Origin of the sequence: Olleya aquimaris (genome assembly GCF_003259525.1) — a bacterium.
Taxonomy (GTDB): domain Bacteria; phylum Bacteroidota; class Bacteroidia; order Flavobacteriales; family Flavobacteriaceae; genus Olleya; species Olleya aquimaris.
Map to the genome: position 1 here is coordinate 1 of NZ_QLLO01000010.1, position 22,297 is coordinate 22,297.

General features: G+C 31.6%; 19 protein-coding genes. 7 read left to right on the forward strand and 12 right to left on the reverse strand.

All coding sequences use genetic code 11. From position 1 onward, the window contains the following. The 6 genes from LY08_RS12030 to LY08_RS12055 all read left to right on the forward strand — a co-directional run. On the forward strand, window positions 1-1,458 hold a 1,458-nt coding region (locus tag LY08_RS12030), incomplete at its 5' end, for a MopE-related protein (RefSeq protein ID WP_146603223.1). 100 nt (window positions 1,459-1,558) lie between these two features. Next, window positions 1,559-4,384: a M16 family metallopeptidase gene (locus LY08_RS12035; protein ID WP_111660697.1), complete on the forward strand. Its 2,826-nt coding sequence runs from the start codon at window positions 1,559-1,561 to the stop codon at window positions 4,382-4,384. Between the two features lie 160 nt (window positions 4,385-4,544). After that, window positions 4,545-4,910 carry a hypothetical protein gene (locus LY08_RS12040; RefSeq protein WP_146603224.1) on the forward strand — a complete coding sequence of 122 codons (366 nt, stop codon included), beginning with the start codon at window positions 4,545-4,547 and terminating at the stop codon, window positions 4,908-4,910. A gap of 115 nt (window positions 4,911-5,025) precedes the next feature. Continuing rightward, a complete protein-coding gene (locus tag LY08_RS12045) occupies window positions 5,026-5,352 on the forward strand; it encodes a hypothetical protein (protein ID WP_146603225.1) in 327 nt (108 codons plus the stop codon). 3 nt (window positions 5,353-5,355) lie between these two features. Further along, complete coding sequence (locus tag LY08_RS12050) at window positions 5,356-5,778, forward strand: PepSY-like domain-containing protein (RefSeq protein ID WP_111660700.1); 423 nt, start codon at window positions 5,356-5,358, stop codon at window positions 5,776-5,778. Window positions 5,779-6,055: 277 nt separating this feature from the next. Continuing rightward, window positions 6,056-8,236, forward strand: a complete 2,181-nt coding sequence (locus LY08_RS12055; RefSeq protein ID WP_146603226.1) for a tetratricopeptide repeat-containing hybrid sensor histidine kinase/response regulator — start codon at window positions 6,056-6,058, stop codon at window positions 8,234-8,236. Between the two features lie 406 nt (window positions 8,237-8,642). On the opposite strand, the gene LY08_RS12060 is transcribed toward LY08_RS12055, so the two are convergent. The 5 genes from LY08_RS12060 to LY08_RS12080 form a co-directional block, all read right to left on the reverse strand. Continuing rightward, complete coding sequence (locus LY08_RS12060; RefSeq protein WP_111660702.1) at window positions 8,643-9,239, reverse strand: hypothetical protein; 597 nt, start codon at window positions 9,237-9,239, stop codon at window positions 8,643-8,645. A gap of 97 nt (window positions 9,240-9,336) precedes the next feature. Beyond that, on the reverse strand, window positions 9,337-10,392 hold the full coding sequence (locus tag LY08_RS12065) for a serine hydrolase domain-containing protein (protein WP_111660703.1): 1,056 nt from the start codon (window positions 10,390-10,392) through the stop codon (window positions 9,337-9,339). Between the two features lie 113 nt (window positions 10,393-10,505). Further along, window positions 10,506-11,303 carry an SDR family NAD(P)-dependent oxidoreductase gene (locus tag LY08_RS12070; protein WP_111660704.1) on the reverse strand — a complete coding sequence of 266 codons (798 nt, stop codon included), beginning with the start codon at window positions 11,301-11,303 and terminating at the stop codon, window positions 10,506-10,508. Next, window positions 11,296-12,273 (reverse strand): LLM class oxidoreductase, encoded by a 978-nt coding sequence (locus tag LY08_RS12075; protein WP_111660705.1) that lies wholly within the window; start codon window positions 12,271-12,273, stop codon window positions 11,296-11,298. The genes LY08_RS12070 and LY08_RS12075 overlap by 8 nt, the downstream gene beginning before the upstream one ends. A gap of 92 nt (window positions 12,274-12,365) precedes the next feature. After that, window positions 12,366-13,040, reverse strand: a complete 675-nt coding sequence (locus LY08_RS12080; RefSeq protein ID WP_111660706.1) for an NAD(P)H-dependent oxidoreductase — start codon at window positions 13,038-13,040, stop codon at window positions 12,366-12,368. Window positions 13,041-13,276: 236 nt separating this feature from the next. On the opposite strand from LY08_RS12080, the gene LY08_RS12085 reads away from it, so the two are divergent. Next, entirely contained in the window at window positions 13,277-13,621 is a 345-nt protein-coding gene (locus LY08_RS12085) for a winged helix-turn-helix transcriptional regulator (protein WP_111660707.1), read from the forward strand. A gap of 366 nt (window positions 13,622-13,987) precedes the next feature. Here LY08_RS12085 and LY08_RS12090 read toward each other — a convergent pair whose 3' ends face one another. From LY08_RS12090 to LY08_RS12120, 7 genes are all read right to left on the reverse strand, one after another. After that, the gene (locus LY08_RS12090; protein ID WP_317046891.1) at window positions 13,988-15,208 is read right to left on the reverse strand and encodes a HAMP domain-containing sensor histidine kinase; all 1,221 of its coding nucleotides are present in this window, start codon (window positions 15,206-15,208) and stop codon (window positions 13,988-13,990) included. Next, complete coding sequence (locus LY08_RS12095) at window positions 15,201-16,004, reverse strand: alpha/beta fold hydrolase (protein WP_111660709.1); 804 nt, start codon at window positions 16,002-16,004, stop codon at window positions 15,201-15,203. The genes LY08_RS12090 and LY08_RS12095 overlap by 8 nt, the downstream gene beginning before the upstream one ends. A 203-nt stretch (window positions 16,005-16,207) precedes the next feature. Then, the gene (locus LY08_RS12100) at window positions 16,208-17,518 is read right to left on the reverse strand and encodes a DEAD/DEAH box helicase (RefSeq protein WP_111660710.1); all 1,311 of its coding nucleotides are present in this window, start codon (window positions 17,516-17,518) and stop codon (window positions 16,208-16,210) included. Between the two features lie 3 nt (window positions 17,519-17,521). Further along, a complete protein-coding gene (locus LY08_RS12105) occupies window positions 17,522-18,862 on the reverse strand; it encodes a DEAD/DEAH box helicase (protein WP_111660711.1) in 1,341 nt (446 codons plus the stop codon). Between the two features lie 62 nt (window positions 18,863-18,924). After that, window positions 18,925-20,499: a T9SS type B sorting domain-containing protein gene (locus LY08_RS12110; protein ID WP_158526737.1), complete on the reverse strand. Its 1,575-nt coding sequence runs from the start codon at window positions 20,497-20,499 to the stop codon at window positions 18,925-18,927. Between the two features lie 181 nt (window positions 20,500-20,680). Beyond that, window positions 20,681-21,136, reverse strand: a complete 456-nt coding sequence (locus tag LY08_RS12115; RefSeq protein ID WP_111660713.1) for a cold-shock protein — start codon at window positions 21,134-21,136, stop codon at window positions 20,681-20,683. Window positions 21,137-21,323: 187 nt separating this feature from the next. After that, window positions 21,324-22,241, reverse strand: a complete 918-nt coding sequence (locus tag LY08_RS12120; RefSeq protein WP_111660714.1) for an EamA family transporter — start codon at window positions 22,239-22,241, stop codon at window positions 21,324-21,326. Between the last annotated feature and the right edge of the window lie 56 nt (window positions 22,242-22,297).

Sequence of the window (22,297 nt, forward strand, 5' to 3'; positions counted from 1 at the left end):
GACGGAATAGATAATAACTGTGATGGAAACATCGACGAAGGTTTCGACCAAGATGGTGATGGATTCACAGCGTGTCAAGGCGATTGCGACGATTCAGATGCAAACTCATATCCTGGTGCTCCAGAAGTGTGTGACGGAATTGACAATAACTGTGACGGATTAGTAGATGGAGATGATCCTAGTGTAATTGGACTACCTGATATTGTTATTACTGAATCACCTCTTGGAGATTTCTGTCAAGGTGTAGCAGAATTAACAGTAGACGTGTTAAATGCTTCAGACTTTAGTTCAATTAGCTATAGTTGGTCTAATGGAAGTACCGATAGCTCGATTATAGTTTCTGATAACAATACTTATACTGTTTCTGTAACAGGTAATAGCGGATGTACAACAACTTCAAGTTATATGTCTACTGCTGTTCCTTCAGACAACTTATCGGGTTACATTATGTTAGCCAATAAAGAAATCTATCTAAAAGAGACCACAGTAAATGGTGGAGGAGTAGGAGTTATCAATAATGGCAAAAAAGCTAAGGTTAGAGATGACAGTTCAGTCTTTAGTTTTGTTAAAGCCGATCAAATAGATACTGATAATTCAAGCTACATACAGCAAAGTATATTTGATAATGCTTCGGTAACATTACCAACATTCTATTATAATACTGCAGATGATGATTGTGAAATTGATTTAACCGTTCCAGAAAATCAAACAATAACCATTAATTCTGATACGTATGATGATGTAAAAATCAAAAAGAATGGAACATTAATTATAGATATGCCAGAGGTATACATTCATAAATTAGATTTAGAGGATGGTGCAACTATTATATTTAACCAATCATGTTCTGTTATGATAGATTACGATATGGATGTTAATGACAATTGTTTAATCGATAGTAATGGATATGGTGTTGTATTCTATGTAGAGAAAAAAGTTAAAATAGATAGAGGTACAACCATAGATGCTAATATTTATTCTCAAAAGGAATTACATGTTAAAGGATATAGCAATAACCACACGACAATGATGGGACTGTTTATTTCTGAATATAAAATAAAATCAGAAAAATACGTCGATTGGTATCCTAGTACTATTTGCGAAACTATTCCAGCTCCTAGCAATCCATTACCTTGTAATGATGATGATGATGATGATGACGATGATGACGATGATGACGATGATGATCGAGTTGGACAAGTTAATACTATTGATTTATATCCAGTACCTGCAAAAACTGAATTAAACATTAATTTAGTTAGTCAAACTCATGGAAAAGCTAAGTATTTCATAAGTAATATTAGAGGTACAACTGTGATTTCTAAAGAATTTATAGTAACTAAAAGTAATAACAGTCTAAGCGTAGACGTGACTAAATTACCTGAAGGTGAATATATATTCACAATAGTATTAGACGGAAATAGACTTCAGAAAAAGTTTATCAAACAATCCAATTAATAATTAATTTAATTTTTTAAAATCAAAAACAGCTTTGAGTGTTTCAAAGCTGTTTTTTTATTGATTATCTTTAAACCGCAATCAAAAAAACTATAATACTATGCGTACACTAAAATTCTTATTTGTCATCACTATCTTAATTCTATTCTCGTGTGGTACAAATAATTCGTCTACATCTAACAGCACAGACGATTTCAAAATCGATTACGAAAAATTCACATTGGATAATGGCTTAGAAGTAATTTTACATGAAGATCACTCAGATCCTATAGTAGCTGTCGCAACTTTAATGCATGTAGGGTCTAACCGAGAAAAACCAGGAAAAACAGGATTCGCTCACTTCTTCGAGCATATGTCTTTTAACGATTCAGAAAACGTACCTGTTGGTGCTAACCGAAAAATGATTCCAGAATGGGGTGGAAGTCGTAATGGTGGTACATCAAACGACTACACCGTATATTATGAAGTCGTGCCAAAAGATGCATTTGAAAAAATTATGTGGATAGACTCAGATCGATTTGGTTATATGATTAATACTGTAACCGAAGCTGCTTTAGAACGCGAAAAACAAGTAGTTAAAAACGAAAAACGCCAACGTGTTGATAATGCGCCATATGGCTATACAGATGAAATTATTAGAAAAAACTTATACCCTGAAGGACATCCTTACAGTTGGACTGTTATTGGTGCTTTACCAGATTTACAAGCAGCAACTATTGATGATGTAAAAGAGTTTTATAAGCAATTTTATGGCGCTAAAAATGCGTCTTTAGTTATTGCTGGAGATATTGATGTTGAAGAAACCAAAAAGCTAGTAGAGCAGTGGTTTGGAGAAATTCCAAGTGGACCAGATGTTGAAGAGCTAAATATAGATCCAGTTGTTTTAGACAATACCAAGTCATTATACTTTGAAGATAATTTTGCAAAGCTACCAGAACTTAGAATGGTGTATCCAACCGTTAAAAATTATCACAAAGATTCTTATGCACTGAATATCTTAGGCGAAATGCTAAGCGGAAGCAAAAAATCGCCATTATACAATGTGATTGTTGAAGAACAAAAATTAGCACCTCGAGTTGGAACTTATCAAAATAGTAGTGAGTTAGCTGGTGAGTTTGTGTTTAGAGTACGTGCCAATGCAGGAACAGACTTAGACGAAGTAAAAGCTGCAATTGAAGAAGGTATAGAACGTTTTGAAACAGATGGTGTAAATACAGACGATTTAAAACGTATTAAAGCAGAACTAGAGACTAACTTATACCAAGGAGTTAGCACTGTGTTAAATAAAGCGTTTCAATTAGTGCAGGATAACGAGTTTAAAGGTGATCCTGGTTTTATTACAGAACGTGCTAAATTAACTAATGCTGTCACCGCAGAAGACATCATGCGTGTTTATAAACAATATATTAAAGACAAAAACTATGTTATGACTAGTGTAGTCCCAAAAGGACAATTGGATTTAGCGGTTGCAGATAGCAAACAAGCAACCGTTTGGATTGAAGAGGTGAAGCAAGATGTAGCTAATGAAGAAGTTAGTCAAGGTGAAGAAGCAGTTTACGAGAAAACACCAAGTAAGTATGATAGAAGCGAGCCTCCTTTTGGCGAATTACCTGTCTTTAAATCTCCAGAGATTTGGAAAGGAGAGCTAGATAACGGGATGGCGTTATATGGAATTGAAAATAATGAAGTACCATTAGTACAATTTGATATTACTATTCCTGGTGGACAATTATTAGACCCTAAAGGAAAAGAGGGTGTTGCTAATTTATTTAGCGATTTAATGATGCAAGGAACAAAAACTAAGACTGCAGCAGACTTAGAAGAAGCTATTGGTTTGTTAGGTGCACGTATCAATATGTATAGTTCTAGTGAAGACTTACATATTACTGGATCGTGTTTAACTAAAAATTTAAACGAAACCATTAAACTAGTCAAAGAAATTATATTAGAACCACGTTGGGATCAAAAAGAATTTGACCGATTAAAACAAGCGTTAGAAACCAGTTTAAAAGGTAGCGAGGCTAATCCAAATGCAATTGCATCTAATGTGTATGACCAATTAATTTATGGTCACGATAGTCGTTTTGGTATCAATGGAGCTGGTACTTTAGAAAGTACTAAGGATATTTTTATAGACGACTTAAAAGCGTATTACAAAAACCTTTCACCAAAAGAAGCCACTTTTCATATTGCTGGAGCGATTAATCAATCGCAAACAGTTGAGGCTTTAAAACCTTTAAAAGAGTGGAAAGGGGAGCGCATTACCATTCCTAATGTAGATGTACAACCAAAAAACACAGGAGGTACCCTATATTTTGTTGATGTACCAGATGCTAAACAATCGGTTTTATATATTGGTAAATTAGCTCTTTCTGCAAAAGATGAAGAAGCTAATAACCTTGATTTTGCAAACGAGATTTTAGGAGGAGGTTCTAGTGGTCGATTATTTCAGACCTTAAGAATTGGAAAAGGGTATACTTACGGAGCTTATTCAGGGATTACAGAACGAGAGGCTGTTAGTCCGTTTACCATCAGAACAAGCGTTCGTGCTAACGCCACTTTAAAATCTCTAGAGATTATAAAAGATATGGTTAACGACTATAAAAATAGTTTTACAGATACCGAAGTCGAGCTAACAAAAAACAAGATTCTAAAAGGTAATACCAGAGCTTATGAGAGTCTTGGTGCACAATTAGGTATATTAAGACGTATAAGTAAATACAATAAATCCAATAACTTTTTAGATCAAGATCAAGACGAATTGATTAATATGACCTTAGCAGACTACAAAGCCATTATTGATAAATATATTACAGAAGAAGATATGGTTTATCTAGTGGTTGGTGATAAAGCCACACAGTTTGAGCAGGTCAAACAACTTGGTAAACCTGTGGTCCAATTAGATATATATGGTAATAAACTTTAATACTTAAATACCTTTAAATTAAAAAACACAATGTAACCATTGTGTTTTTTTTTACATTAAAATGAAAATCATATAATCAGAACTAAAAATTATGTAAGACACTTAGCTTTAATATTTTAGACATTTGCAACAAGCAAAACAAACCCTAAAAAATATTGTTATGAAAAAGATTATTTACATGGTTTTATTTAGTTTAACTACCCTTGGCTATTCTCAAGACATTTACACCCAAAACAATACTGACGTTTTTGATAAAGAAGCACAACGTATAACAAATGCATACAATAAACAATTAGCCTTAGATGCAGATCAATTTTTACTATTCGAACAAAAAGTAGAAGAATTTTTGATCACAAGAAGTAAAATTGAATCTAATTATAAAGGAAAAGAAAAGCTAATTAAATTATTTAATATGCAACAAAAAGAAACTGCAGAAATGGGCGATATTTTAACCAGACCACAGTTAGAATTGTATAAACAAATAAAAAGCGAGATCCAGCCTCTTGATGTAGTAGAAAGTGATTAAAATGATTTTAAATCTGTAAATCCTATAACAATCCCTAAAAATTGTATAATACAATTTGTCAAGTATATAATCATCTTTGTACTAGTAAGTTACTAACCTTAAAAAATATTTAATTATGAAAATTACACATATAATATTCAGCTTGATATTTGTTTTAGTGACGACACTAGTAATACCAAAAGACAACTTTACATCAAGCAAAGTAGATATCAAATTAACTAAGGACGTTATTTTTGATGGTTTTGAAGGCGATATATTTTATTTCACAGATACTAATGACAATGTTGTTATTGTAGAAGGATTAAAAGCAAGTAAAGTACTAGATCCATTACAACAAAATAATCATGTTGGAGAGACTTTTAATTTAGAATTAAAAGACTTAAAAGAAGACAACATGTATAGCGAGATGCAAATTGCAGCAATCCAACCAACAGATAAATAATATATGAGAAATTTTAAATACATCTTTATTGTATTAGTACTATTTAATTGCCAACAAAAGGCAAACAGTCAAGTACCAGAAGAGGTTCAAAGTAATTTTGAAGCTAAATATCCAGGAGAAAACGACCCAGATTGGGAAACAGATTCTAATGGAAATTATGAAGCACATTTTAAAAAGAAAGGTGTTAAATACAGGGCAGATTTTAGTCCAAATGGACAATGGATAGAAACCGAAACTAGTATAAATAAAGACGATTTGCCAGAAGCAATAAAAAAAGTAATAAAAAATATGTATGGTGATGAAGACATTACCGAAGTAGAGCTAGTTATTAGTGCCACAAAAGGCACTTTTTATGACGTCGAGTTTAAGAAAAAAGGCAAAAACAAAGACGTTATGTTTAGAGGGAATGGAACAATTATATATTAAGTTATATAATCCCTACCCAAATCCCTCACTCCCTCAATTAGGCTACTTTTAATTAAGTAGCCTTTTTTGTTTTAATGTTAATATGTTAAAAAAAATTATAAAGATTATTATAGAAACACAAGTAGAATATTAATTTCAATTTGATAGCTTAAATACTCAATATTAAACACTTAACTTTAGTTTTTTTTAAAAGAAAGTGTATAATTATTTCTTAAACAATTTTATTTGTTTAATTTTAGTATCCCAGAGCTATTTAAAATTTACTTAACCAGTTGATGTGAAGAAAAAGATTATTTTCCTGTTTTTCGTGTTTTGTTACACAGTAGTGTTTTCTCAGACAAACACCTATCAGCAACGCGTTTTTACAGATAGTATAAATAAGTTATTAGATCTTGCTAAAACAAATATTAATGCTAATAACTTTGAGTCTGCGCTTAATTTTTCTACACAAGCAGTTGATTTAACATACAATATAGAAGATAAAAGCCTAAAAAGCGAAGCGTATGCTTGTTTGGGTAATAGTTATTTAATTGCAGAAGATTATGCTAATTCAGAAAAATATTTTAAACTGGCATTAGGTTTTGCAAAATCCTCAAAAAACAACTTTACAAGGGTTGCTGCATTAAATGGTTTAGGTAATGTACAATCAACACACTATAATAATATAGATAAAGCTATATATTATTTTGAGGAAGCATCTAAATACACAAAAAAATTAAACAGTCATTCTAGCATTTTTATAAACGCTATGAATATGGCGTCCATGTACACAGAGTACAATAAAAGCACTAAAGCTCTAGAATACCTAAAAATAGGAGAGGAGCATTATCAAAAACTGGAAGAGATTCCATCTGTTTATAGCTTAACTTTATTTGTTAATTATGCCGATCATTATAAACAAATCAAACAATATGATACTGCTTTAGAATATTATGACAAAGCATTAGACATTGCACAAAAAAATCAATTTTACAATGATATTATTAATATAAGTCATGCTAAATGTGACATTTTTGAAGCACAAGGACAATTAGACAAAGCGTTAGAACAACTGCGATTTATTCAGAAAAATAAAAGCATTTTTGTAGAAGCAGAAGCCCAAAAGCAGATTAATCAAATTAATGCCAATTTTAAACTAAAAGAATTTGAGCAAGAATTATTAGTTTCTAAATACCAAGCAGAGCTAGCAGAAGCTAATTATAAAAACACTTTAATTATAGTATTATCTGTATTAACTGCTATTATCATTGTTTTTTTCTTCTTTTACAGATATAAAAGCAATAAAAAGAAAAGAGAACTTAAAGCTAAAAATGCTGCATTAAAAATAGAAAAAAATAAAGCTGAAAAAGCTACACAATTAAAATCGGAATTAATTTCCAATATTAGTCATGAGCTTAGAACACCTTTGCATGGTGTAATTGGAATAACATCCATGTTAATGGAAGATGAGGAGGTTAATAGTAAGCATTCTAGTTTACTACAATCGTTACAATTTTCTGGAGACCACCTTAAAAATTTAGTCAATAATATTTTAAGAATAAGCGATATCCAATCAGAAAATATTGTGCTACAAAAAACTAATGTTAACCTATATACACTAATTAATAATATAATAGATTCGCTTAAATTTCAAGCAGAAGAAAAAGGCAATACACTAGAATTAACCATACCAAAAAGCCTAAATAAACTCTATTATACAGATGGTTTTAGGCTATCAGAAATATTAATTAATATTATAGGTAATTCTATTAAATTTACAAGTAATGGTCGCATAAAAGTTCATATTATTAAAGAACAAATCGATCAGAATAGCGAAACTTTGCTTTTTAAAATATCCGATACAGGCATTGGGATACCATTAGAGAAACAAGAGTTAATTTTCGAAAACTTTAAGCAAGCAGTAAAAGACGAAAACACTTCTTATGGTGCAGGTTTAGGGTTGCCAATAGCAAAATACTTGCTAGAAAAAATGGATAGTAAAATTAGACTAAGTAGCATAGAACATCACGGTACAGTAATTAGTTTTAGAATTGCTTTTGAGGTTTCTAATCAACAGGCCAAAGAATTACAATTTGAACAAAACTTAAAACCATTAAAAGTACTGGTAGTAGAAGACAACAAAATTAACCAAATGGTCACTCAAAAACTTATATTATCTATTGGTCATGATTGTAAAATAGCAAAAAATGGTTTAGAAGCAGTTAAAGCTTGCGAGGAAGACAACTTTGACCTAATCCTAATGGATTTAAATATGCCTATAATGAATGGTTTTGAAGCCACAGAAAAGATTAAAACCATCAAACCGAATACTAAAATAGTTGCGTTAACAGCGTTAGAAATAAGCGAAGTCAAACAACGCTGTTTTGATTTAGGTATGGATAGTATTATTAACAAACCAATTAGTAAAAGTCAGTTAGCAGAAATTATTGAAATAAAAACCGTCCAACAAGTTTGTTAATTAAAGGATTACAATTATATATAGTTATACAAATCTAAACAGAGAAGTTACTAAAAGTGAGAGGTTACTCAATTAATTCTATTTTACATACTATTAAAAATACAGATTAAGTATCATTTTTTTTAATACAACTTGGAAGTGAGAGTTTCTTTATCAAAACTCTATTTTACATAATATAAATTATAGTACATTTTACAACAATTAGTATAATAGCGCTTTTGGGCGGTATTTTACATACTATTGTATATAATGATCCTGTGGATAATTATGTGCAATACAATGACATTTACTAAAACTAATTATAGAATAATCAGTAATAGCTAATTATGGCTATTAAATTTTGCGTAATTGAGTAAAGCTCATGTTAAATAACAAGGTAAATTTAAAGTTTGAATTAAATTAATTGTTATTTTTCTTTCCAACCAAAAAGACCATTTATTTCACGTTTACCAGTATTAGGGTTTATTCGTTCACCAGTTTTTTCATATCCAAAAAGACCATCTTTTTCAATTTCTCCTGTTTCTTGATTAATTCTTGTCCCAGTTTCAACTTCACCTAATAAAGTGTCTTTATATATTTTTCCACTCTCGAAATCTAATCTTTTACCTGTATCAACATTGACTCCAAACAATTCATCCTCTTTTTGGAATTTACCAGTTTGTGAATCAAATCCATTTTCTGTATTTAAATTTCCAAGCAATGAATCCTTTTCAAATTTTTCAGTTTTATGGTTATAAAATTCTCCATATTTACCTGGAATAATACTTTTATTTCTTTGTTTATTTATCAATTCATCATTTACAAATCTATTTCCATTACTAATATAGCTTACATTATTTTCGATTTTTTTTTCACCTAGAGCATTAGTGGTTTTAAATCTTTTATCAGAATTATTTACTTTTAAAATAAAAAATATTATTAAAATAATGATAAATATCACAAATGTTATGACTCCCCAACCTAAAATATCATATACAAGTTTATCGAATTCTTTAATATCCATATTACTTACTTTTAAATATTATTAAAACTAATATAAGATATTAATTTATTAGGATTAAATAAAAGATATTGCTAAATAAACTTTTTGAAATTACACTCTAAAGCTTCCTATCCTTTCGCAAAATCTTCACCACACGACTATGTGTAATCTCTAACAAATTCCATTGGTAGCCTTCAAAATCGGTGGTATTCATAAATTGTACAACAACCGCATCTATATCTTTATGGTATTCTGCTAGACATTGGTAACCTGCTGCCAATCCACCATGATTAAACTGGTACAGTGAGCTGTACAAATTCATTTCGGCTTTATTAAGTAGTGTGCCATCATTTAACGCTCTTAAAAAACTACCAACATCTGCTGCAGTTGCTAACATCATGCCTTCATTCTGGGTTTTAAAGTCCTTATTTATACCAACATAATAGCCACTCATCACCTCGTCTAAGTTAACGTCATCCAGTGATGCGTAAGTGTTTTTTAGTTCCAAAGGGTTTAAAATTTCGGTTTTAAAATAGTCAAAACGTGGACGTCCTGTTACTTGCTCAATGAGTCTTGATAGTAATAAATAATTGGTATTAGAATAGCCATAATCTGTATTGGGCTTAAAGTTGGCTGGTTTATCTAGCACATATTGAAGCACGTCTATATTAGTATTGGGTTGGTTGCTCCAAAACTCTGGACTGTCCGTAAAATTAGGGATGCCACTTCGGTGTTGTACTAGCATGCGTATGGTGATGTCTTCTGCATATTCTATTCTTCCTACAAGTTCTGGGAAATAATCTGCAAGCGTTTTGTCTAAGTCTATACGTTTTTGATGGGCTAATTTAGTAATAGCAACCGCAACATACAGCTTACTGATACTGGCTATTTTAAATAAAGCATTGGGTTTGGCTGGTATTTTTTGTGTAGTATTATGGTAACCTGCTGTATACGTTGCTGGTGGTTTTCCGGCTTGGTCCACATAAACAATAACACCATCAAAACCATAGCTTAACGTTTGGTTGACCTGCTCTTGTACTGTATCTGGTAAAGGTAAAATCCACGCTTTTACTAAAATCCATGGGACAAACCATAAGGACACAAACGTCCCAACAAATAATAGTATTCTGAAAATCTGTTTGCCTTTAGAGGGTTTTGTTTTGGTGTGTGTCATGATACCTTAAAATACTAATTTCTGCTATCTTTTATTTACAGAACAAATATATTTAAGATTGTGAGACTTATAAATTTTAGGTTACCAAACTGTCATGTGTTTGGGATGAATTGTTATAGTAAAAAAGTATTAGTATCATCAATAAGTTGCTGTATTTTAACTTCATCATACGCATCAGGATGAGCGTTGCTATAACTTCCTTTATCGTTGTCAAAATAGTGTCCTGACTTATTTACATGACTGGAATCCGTTGCTAAATCGTACAGTATAGTTACACCTTTATCTGCTGGAGACCAATGTTGACCGTAAGCTTCCTTAACCATTTTTGTGTTTAATAATGACCCTGGATTTACAGCAATTATAGTAATATTTGGCTCTTGCTTTGCTAAATAAAAACTCCACATGGTTAAAGCTAATTTACTTTGCGCATAAGCTTCGCTGGAATTAACTGCAGTCGCACCAATTAAAACCCCTTTTGTTACTGTAGATTGTGCAGCAGAACTTAAATTAATAATTCTTGGTGCTTCAGATTGCTTTAAATTATCTAAAATAGCATGAGTTAAAGTGTAAGTTGCTAAATAATTTACTACCATTCTGTAATCTAATCCATTATCTGCGAAAGTGTCTTTGGTTTTTAATATACCAGCATTATTGATTAAAACATCAAGTTTAGGAATCTCCTTTTTTACTTGTTCTGCCATGAGTTTTACAGCATCTAAATCTGAAAAATCGGCAACAAAACCTTTAACATTATCATTGCTTGAAGCCTCTTTAATCTCTGAAATAACTTGATTTAATTTAGCTTCACTCCTACCATGGATATATATGAAATGTCCTTCTTCAGCTAGTTTTAAGGCTGTTAATTTTCCAATTCCGTCTGTACTTCCTGTGATTAATATATGTTTATGCATGGTGTTCTGTTTTTTGCTTATTATGAAATTTTGGTAAAACATATTGAGCAATTTGCTCTAACGCTTTATCTAAAGGCATAGTGTTAAAACGTAAATTTAACGCTATATGGTTAACTCCAATACCTCGTAAAGTATCTAAATAGCTGGTTAAATGGTTTATTCCTAATCGAAATCCAAGTGGAATGGGTTGTGGTTTTTCATTTGGGTTTTCCATTATATCTAGGTACATAGGTTGCATAAAGGGTTTGTCAAAACTTCCTGTCTCAGCAACTAATTCTCTATACTGTCTTATGGTATTATTTTGAGTATAAAGGTCTCTAGGATAATTCATCCATCCATCTGCATATTGGGCATTCCATTTTAAGGATTGCCTGCTACTTCCTGTCATTAGCATCGGTATTTTATGCGACGTTGGTTTTGGAAGCATATCTATGGTACCAGTTAAGTTTCCGTAGTTATTGGAGCTAAAAGTTGGAAAATCTCTCTGAACGTTTCTAATATAATTGAAAGATTCTTTAAACAATTCGCCTCTTTTTTCATAATCAATTCCCATTGCAGGATATTCATCAAACCGATCTCCAGAAGCCACACCTAAAAGTAATCTACCATGAGATAATTGATCAATGCTTGTAGCTGATTTCGCGACATGTAATGGATGATGTAATGGTAAGGCTATGCTTGATATTCCTAATGCAATTTCAGATGTTTGACCAGCTAAAAAACCTAAGTAGGTAAACGGATCGAAAGTTTGACCAGCATCTCCAAAATTAGGCACGTTATACGGAATATCACGAATCCATATGGATTTAAAACCAAGAAGTTCGACCTGTTGCGCACGTTTTACATGGTCAAGCATTGTTGGCACAGGACCAGCAGCATATCTTTCGATAGGCACAACAATACCAACACTTAATTGGTTTTGTTTAAACACTGAATTATATGCCTTATTTATGGTTTCAAATGGTTTCATACTATGTTGTTTTTATTAGAAGAAGTCACTTAAAAAAGTGACTTCTTCTTGCTATCAATCAATACTTAAGGATGTTGATTAACTTTGCTTTTTTATTTCCAAGTGACTATGTCATCAAAATCACGTCTTGATTTTGGAAATTCTGGATCTGCTTTTCTGTAACCAAAAGCTACCATAAACGATAAGCCGTATTTATCTGTATCTACTCCAAATTTTTCTCTTAATAACGCTTCAGCTTGTTCTTGATGAAACCCTTCAATCGGACAACTATCAATACCTACCAATGCAGCAGCAGTCATCATATTACCTAAAGCAATGTAGGTTTGCTTAGATGACCAATCGAATAATTTTTTATCTGTATCTAAATCGAAATCACGCTCCTGAAATTCTCTATAAAATTTAGAATACATGTCTATCACATCTTCTGGCATTTGCTTGACATCTTTCATCATATGATTAATATATTCTGCGTCGTGTTTTACCATAGGTGCTTTCATACTTAATCCTAAAATAAAATGACTTGCGGTATCTAATTTTAAAGGTGCTCCCCAAGCTACTGGTTTTAATGACTCGCGTAATTCTTTATCTTGAACAACAATAAAATGCCAAGGTTCGAATCCAAAAGAACTTGGGGATAAATGTCCTGTTTTTAAAATGAAATTAATATCCTCCTCTGAAACTTTTTTAGTGACATCAAATTCTTTGGTAGCATGTCTATAATTAAATGCGTTTAAAATGTCTTCTTTTGCAATGTTTGGTGTAATCATTATTATATTTTTAAAAGTTTAAATTCAATATACTATCAAAAGTATAGTAACAAAAGTATGTTTAGTTTTAATGACTTGCAATAACGGTCAAAAAGGATAGTATAAATTTACACTGTATTAAACAAGCAAATCCTTAATAAACACAGGTGTTTTAAGTAGATGTTAAAATTACTATAAAAAGTATAGTTGTATAATTAAGTATAGTAATATATCTTTGTGTTTTAAAACAACATTATATGTATACATTTAAAGGTAAAGAATACCCTTGTTGCGCTAGTTTAACCATGGGAGTCATCGGTGGAAAATGGAAAACTGTTATATTATATCACCTTATTGATGGACCTTTACGTTATAACGAATTACGAAAAGAGATGCCTACAGTTACTGAGCGTACTTTAAGTTTGCAGTTAAAAACTTTAGAGGAAGATGGTATTGTAAAACGAAAAGTGTATACCACCAAACCACCTTTAAAAGTAGAATACTCGTTAACCGATTTTGGAAAAACGCTAATTCCGTTAATTAAATCTATTGCAGATTGGGGCGTTTTTGTGATTGAGAAAAAAGGAGAAATTGAGGTATAAGAATTAATATTAGTTTTTAACTATACCATTCTACACACATCTTCACCACTACTTCACCCTCACAGAAAAAAAGTGTTCCATTAACATTGTAGAAGAAACTTTTAGGTATAAATTTTTTAAAGAAACTAAAGTTTGCCAAAGCGCCAACTGGCTCATTCGCTAAAATAGTCCACAGGACTATTTCTTAACGCTCTACCCTGCTTTTAACCAAATCGACAAAGGAGATTCACGATTTCGTTAATATAAAATAAAAATCAATGAGTAAAGATCAAGTTACAAAACGCAGAACATTATTGTACAAATGGATTTATTAGCTATAATGTAGTAAAATCAAATTGCTAGGATAACACCAAAACCCAGACTAAATTATAAATCTTCGTATTCAAGATCTAACGGAAGTAAGATGGTATAGCTAACACCTTCGCCAGGTACAGATTTTGCTTCCATAGCACCTAAATGTTTTTCAACAATTTGCTTACAATACGCCAGACCAATATTTACCATATTTAAATGCTGTGTCTTTTGTAAGATTTTATCTAGTTTATAGTTAAATCCTAGACCATTGTCTGTATAAATAATTTTTACAAATTTTTTATACTGGTATTTTTCGTTATTATTAAAATAATAATTCTTTACCGTTTTAACAGCTGTAATGGTAATGTTTAGTATGTTATTTTCTGGATTTTGTTCCTTTATAGAGTTACGTAGCAATTCTATAAAAAGGCGTCTTAGCATTTTTTCGTTTCCTAGTAATATAATATTGTTTTTGGGGTAAACTATTTCTACTTGTTTATTGTCTTTTAGCTGTAAAGCATTTGATGCACTAATTATAATGTCGTTTAGAGCTATAGAACTATAGTTGAGTTTTGCACGTTCTAACTCCTTATACCTTAATAAGGTTAACAATATTTCGCTCATGTATGTATTATAACCTATAATTTTGTTTAAACGATCTTTAATTTCGCTTGGCAATTCTTTAAATTTAGTGAGTACATAATCACTCATAAATATAGATTTACGTAATGGTTCTTGAAGATCATGTGCAATAAGTTTATATACTTCCTGTTGCTGTTCTTTTAGTAACTTTACTTCTCGGTATTTTAATTCTAAAATAGTTTGCTGTTCTTGTAACTTATTTTTAGCTTTTGTAAGCTCTACGTTTTCTGCTAACGCAACTTCTGCTGCTTTTTTGGCATCTAAAAGTTCTTTTTCAAATTTATTTCGATTTGAAATTTCGATACCACCACAAAGTATTTCTACTTCACCATTATTTTGCTTTACTTCCACATTTAATAACGCAGGTATTTGCTTGTCGACACCTTTAAATACAAGGTAAATTTCGCGAGCAGAGTTTTGCATTTTAATTAAGGGATAAAAATGTGTTTGGTAAAATATTTTACTACCTACGGTAAGTAAATCTTCCAATTGGCAACCTATAACCTGCTCTGCTTCTACTCCTAATTTTGTTCGTAATTCAAGATTCATTTTCATAATTTTTCCGGTGTCGGAAATAGAAAATAAAAAGCATGGAGTCTCCTCAAAGATACTTTGCCAGGACGATTGATTTGTAGAGTTATGATTAATGATCGTGCGTTTTTAGATAATTTTTTATAATGGCTATAGTTTCTTTTGGATGACTTAAATGGGGACAATGACCTGTCGCCTTCATTTTCACAAATGTACTGTCTTGAATTTGATTGTGGATATATTGCCCTACTGTATCTGGTGCAATTGCATCTTCAGAACACTGCATGACCAAACACGGTTTTGAAAGCTGACTGAGATCTTCTCTATTGTCTGAGAAAAAAGTGACTTCGGCAAACTTACGTGTAATGATTGGATCTGTAGAACAGAAACTATCTTGAAGCTCTTTAGTTAACTCAGGCTTGTCTTCATTTTTCATAACCACAGGTGCTAAATATGTTGCCCAACCTAAATAATTATTATCCATGACATCTAATAAGCCTTCTAGGTCTTGACGTGAAAAACCGCCTAAATAGTTAGTATCATTTACATAACATGCTGATGGTCCAATAAAAATTAAATTAGAGAAAAAATTTGGCTGTTCTATAGCTGCCAATACACCTATCATACAACTCACACTGTGTCCAACAAATGTAACATCTTCTAGTTGAAGTGTATTGCATATTTCTAGGACGTCTTGTGCATAGCCTTGTAACTCAGAATAGCGTTCTGCATGGTAAGCAGATAGGTCCGATTTTCCGCAACCAACATAATCAAATACAACAATTTTAAAGTCATCTTCAAATGCCGGTATTATAAAACGCCACATGTTTTGATCACATCCAAATCCATGTGCTAACAGCATTGTTTTTTTACCTTGACCAAGAATCTTAACATTGTTACGTTTAATAATATTCATAGTCCTATTTTATCTAAGTTAAAATTAATGTTTTTTTTTATTTAACCTAAAGAAGTAAAGAAATTATAGCCTAAGTTTTTATATGTGTGTTTTAAATCAGTATTGATTATATATTTGCTAATTGTGATTAGCTAAATAATACTATTATAAAAAAAAATCACACTAATTTTAATTAGCATATTTCCCAAAACTTAGTTTTTTAATTATACTTCTTGAACACGCACCTTTTTCTTCTTAAGTCTTGTATTGTTAGTATCACTAATAACTTGGTTGACTTTAGCTTTTGGTATAGCAACAAATGCACAATCTTGTTTTAACTCGATAACTCCTAATTCGTTTTTGTTAAGATTAGCTTGTTTAAAAAACAAGCCTGCAATATCTCCTTTAGAGATTTTATCTTTTCGTCCTCCTGAAATAAATAAAGTAGTCCATGGTGTTTCTAAGGTTTTTACAATGCCTTTAGGAGTTACTACGTCATCTGTTTTAATAAAATCGGGTATGGTCTCTCCTTCCCATTGCAACACATAGGCTGTCCCTTGTGCATTCATTCGTGCAGTTCGACCGTTTCTGTGTGTAAATTCTTCAGCCTTTAAAGGTAATTGGTAATGAATGATAAAGTTAAGCTCTGGTATATCTAATCCACGAGCAGCTAAGTCTGTAGCGATAATAATTTGGTGTGTTCCGTTTCTAAATTTTATTAAAGCGCGCTCACGATCTATTTGCTCCATACCACCTTGAAAACAACCATGCGGAATGTTGTTTTTATTTAAAAAATCGCTAACAAATTGAATCGTATCTTTAAAATTACAAAAGATGATACCTGGTTTATTACCAATATCATGTAGTAAATCTACTAACGTTTGTAACTTATTTTTATCTGGAGACAATACTGTTTTAATCTCTAAATTAGAGTCTTTAGTATCTAAGTAATCAATCACTAATTCGTTTTGTAATCCTACAAAACGTGGGATTTCTATATCTTGAGTTGCAGAGGTTAAAATACGTTTTGAAATTTTTGGAAGACTTGCTATAATTTCGCTCATTTCTTTTTCAAAACCAACTTCTAGAGATTTATCAAATTCGTCTAAAACCAAAGTTGTAATATCCTCCACTAAAAATGTTTCACGTCTTAAATGGTCTGCTACTCGACCAGGAGTACCTACTAATATTGCTGGAGTGTGCGCTAAGTCTATTTTGTCTTTGCTAAATGGTCTGCCACCATACACCGCATTGGCTTTAAAACCAGAACCCATTGTACGAATAACTTGTTCTATCTGAATAGCTAGCTCACGTGAAGGCACTAAAATTAACAACTGAACATTAGGGTTGTCTTTATCTAAAGCTGCTATAGTAGGTAATAAAAAAGCTACCGTTTTACCTGTTCCGGTTGGAGATAGTAAAACTGTATTTGCAGTACTAGTAATAGACAATAACGCTTCTTCCTGCATTGGATTAAGCGCTTTAATGTTAAGTTTATCTAATATGTCTTGCTGTGCTTTGATGTAATGACCCATTTTTTATTTTTTCTTTTTTGGTTTTACAACCTCAGGTTTTTCAGCTATAGTTTTAGTTTCAGCAATGTAATTTGCTAAAATTTTATCTACTAATTCTTCTTTTGTTAGGTGATGAAATATAGTTTTAATTTTTGCTTTAAATTCTTCTGAAACGTCTCTGTTAGGCTTCGTTTTAAAAATACGTCTAGCCCAAAGTAAACCATTATTTTCTTCGATACTTTGTGCATCTGCTTTTTTGTATTCTTTAAAAGTAATGCCTAATTCATCTTCAAACTCTGGAATATCTTGTACTTCGTCTTCCTGGATCACACTTAAAGCTAACCCCTTTGCTCCTGCTCTAGCTGTACGACCACTTCTATGCACATAAGCCTCGTAAGTATCTGGTAAATGGTAATTTACCACAAACGCAAGATCTTTAACATCTATACCTCGTGCAGCTAAATCTGTAGCTACTAGAATATTGATGTGCTCTGCTCTAAACTGTTCCATGATGCGATCACGAATCCCTTGAGACAAGCTACCATGTAAAGCACCAGACGAAAATTTATTAATTGCTAAGTTTTTAGCCAGTTTATTAACTGCTGCTTTAGTTTTACAAAAGATAATACCACGCTGACCATGGTTAGCATTTAAAAAATGCATCAACACATTTAGTTTTTCAATAGGCTCCACAACCACATATTGATGGTCTACACCTTGATGACCAACCGTGTCCATATCTGCCTCAATAGTAATAACCTTTTTGGATAAACTATTTTGTATGAGTTGCTTAATAGTTCCTGGTAATGTTGCAGTAAATAACATCGTACGTCTAGACTTGGGTAATGTTTTTATAATAACATCTACACCTTCTTTGTGTGCGGTAACCATTTCATCTGCTTCATCTAAAACAAAATAGCTAACCTCTTTTAAGTCAATAGCATTTTTATCTATCAAATCTGCCAAACGACCTGGAGTTGCTACGACAATTTGTGTGGTGTGTTTTAAGCGTTCTATTTGTGGTTTTATTGGAATTCCTCCAAATACTCCAGCAATTGACACATTTAAAGTGTCTGAATTAAAATCTTCTAAGTGTTTAAATATTTGCTGCCCTAACTCTCTTGTTGGTGCTAAAATCACTGCTTGAATGCTGGTGTTTTCAGGGTTAACTAATTGCAATAATGGTAACCCGAAAGCTGCAGTTTTTCCGGTTCCTGTTTTTGCTATCGCGACAACATCTTCTGTTTTGTTAAGAATTACAGGTATTACTTGTTTTTGAATAGTAGTTGGAACTGTTATTTGCAAGTCTACTAAACGACCTTGTAACGCTTTATTAATACCTAAACTAGAAAATTGTTGTGACATACATTTAAATTTTGCACAAAGATAGAAGAGTTTTAGTGGATATAACTAATTTATAGCTCAGGTTATCGTTTTAACGTAAAATGTCCTTTTTGCGTTCGACCATCAAACAGTTCTATAAAATACCAATAGTCGTCTGTGGGAAGTTTGCTACCTTTAAAAGTACCATCCCAACCTTCATTTGTATTGGTTATAGTTTTTAGCAGTTTACCATAACGATCAAAGATGAAAATTTGTTTGACTTCATGTTCAGTATCAGTAACTTTCCAGGTATTATTATATGCATCTCCATTAGCTGTAAAAAAAGATGGTGCATGTATTGGGTAGTCTATAATGGTAAAGGATTCTTGTTGACAACCAAATGCTTCGCCAACATCATTATAAGGTGTAATTGATACATAAATAGTTTCGCCTTCAGGCCAATCTAAAATAGGCGTATAACTTGTATCAAACACATCTAGATTGTTTACTAAGTCTGTACCATTAATAGTTGTACCTAAGCTAAGTGAATATCCATTAGCATTATTTACAGAATACCATGTTATACTTGTATTTTCAAGTACATCAAATTCGCCATTATATGGGGAAATTAAATAAGTACATTCAGGAATGACATCTTCTGTAGTAAAAAAGACTTCTAAACAACCAGTTGCGTTTCCAAAATCATTATAAGGAATAATTGTCACATAATATGCTGTATTAGCCTCTAAAACACCTGTCAAGTTATAAGTTGTAACATCACCAACATCTAAATTATTTAAAGTATCAGAACTATTTGAAGACGTTCCAATGGTTAACATATAACCTTCTACGTTGGTTATTGCTTGCCAAGATAAACTAGAAGTTAATGGTACATCTATTGCATTATTTGTAGGGAATATTATATCGCTACAGTCTGGCTCTATTGGTAAAGACAGTTTGGTAGTAAAGCTTTGCTCTTGGCAACCCGAAGGAGACCCATAACTATTGTAAGGTATTATGGTTACAAACACCTCTGTTAATGGTAATAAATCATTTGGGAAATTGTAAGTGGTAACATTTCCAACATTTATATTATTTACTAATTCTGTACCACCGGAAGTCAGTCCTATTGTTAAATAATATCCTTCTGCTAAATCGACTGCATTCCAAGAAATATCTGTAGATAGTGAAACATCTACAGCTCCATTAATTGGATTGGAAAGCGCAGCACAAATTGGTATTTGCGATCCTGTGACAAAAGTTTCTTCTGTACAACCTATTGCGCTTTCTGAGGTATTATAAGGGGTTACTGTAACATAATATTGGGTATTTGGCAATAACGGTGTAGTAAACGTATAAAATGGAATTGGACCTACATCAAAATTATCTAAAACATCATTTCCTCCACAAGTGGAGCCTACGGTAAGTAAATATCCACTGGAGGCTGCAACTATGGTCCAACTTAAATCGGTTACGATAGATACATTAGTTTCTGTATTAAATGGACTAATTAAATTAGTACAATCTAAACTATTGGTTTGTGTTGCATTATTATCTTCAAAACTATTGAAGGTTGTTTTAGAAAAAGTATTAGTTGATGTAGTTTTGAAAACCTGTGATGTTTCAGGTAAAACAGATGAATAAGCGCATATAGTTGAGCTACCAATACTAGGACTCATTAAATAAGCTAGACTTGATAGACAACAAAATAATAATAAAACGCCATTATTTTTCATCCTCCTAAAATGAGTTTTAAAATACAAAAACAATCACATTTATCATTCCAATATCTATCAATAATAAAAAAACCTCTTTAAAATGCTTTAAAGAGGTTGAATATTTAATAATATGTTATTTAACTTATATCTTCTTAACTTTTACAGCATTCATACCCTTCATTCCTCTTTCAAGTTCAAAAGATACTTTATCATTTTCTGCAATTTGATCTACTAAACCACTAACGTGACAGAAATATTTCTCGTTATTTTCTGTATCTATAATAAATCCAAACCCTTTAGAGGTATCAAAAAAGGATACTTTACCGTTTCTTACTGGATCTTCTTCTTCGCCTTCCACTTTTTTAGGTACACCTAAAACAATTTCTTCTGCATCAATCTTCTCCTTTAATTCTGGATCTGGTGGAGTATCTACCAAATTACCATTAAAGTCTACATATGCAAATTGGATACCATCAGAGCCTCCATTTGCTTCTTTTTCGGCTTTTCTAGCCTCCATTTTTTTACGCTTATCTTCTCTTTTCTTTAAGCGTTTTTTTTCTTTTTCACTTTTATTAAATGTTTGTTGTGATTTTGCCATTAGCGTTATTAAATAGGTTTTAAAATGAATTCATTTAACAGAAAGTAATAAAAAGCTATGTTCTGCTTAACGATTCTATACTACTTGCCAGGTGAGAAAAAGGAAAGGTTTACTTGCTTAAATGAGTTACAAAGATAGTAACTTTTTAATTAATTGTATATGAAGTAATTATACTTAGTAATAAATATTATTTTCTTAATCTAGAAAGTGGGACAAATTTCTTCTTAGAATTTATAAAATACACACCTAAAAGCAAGATGAAAGCTGCAACAATAGATTGTGTGCTTAGTTGTTCTTCTAGGACGTACCATCCTAAAAATAATGCTATAACTGGATTAACATATGCAGACGTGGCTACTTTTTCTGTAGAAACTTCTTTTAGTAAATAATTAAAGGCTGTAAATGCTACAACACCTCCAAAAATTATAAGTAATACCATTGACCATTGCGCATTGGTACTCCAAGTACTTGGTGCAGACCAAGTCTCGTTAAAACAAAAACTTAATACAATTAGCATGGCACTAGCTATAATCATTTGGTATCCAGTAGTGACAAGGTAACTTTTTGGCAAATCTGCTTTAGACACAAAAATACTTCCGTAGCTCCAACTTAAAACACAAGTAAACATAAGAACAATTCCAATAATGCTATCTTGATTTATTAATAAGCCCTCTTGGGAAACTAAAAGGTACATCCCAATTAATCCTAATACTACACCTATCAAAGCTTTAGTCTTAATTTGAAAACCATTTAAAACACGCATTAATAAAATTACAAATAAGGGTTGTGTGGCTGCTATTAAGGCTGCAAAACCACTATCTACATATTTTAAAGCCCAAACAAAAACTCCATTACCATAAACAAGAAATAAAAATCCAATAATAACAGAATTTTTAAGTTGTTTTAATGTAATTTTTAGAGACAGCTTCATAAATAAAGCGATACATAATATTAAAATTGCAGAACAAAAAAACCTTACAGATGCTAAGTATAGTGGTTGTACTTCCTGGACAACTATTTTATTAAACATATAAGTGGATCCCCAAATAACATAAATAGAGAAAAAAGAAAGAATAATTAATATTGATTTTCTAGTCGTGTCCATAGTAAAATTAAACTAACGAAATTAATGATAAATCCAATGTAAAATCATAATTAGCA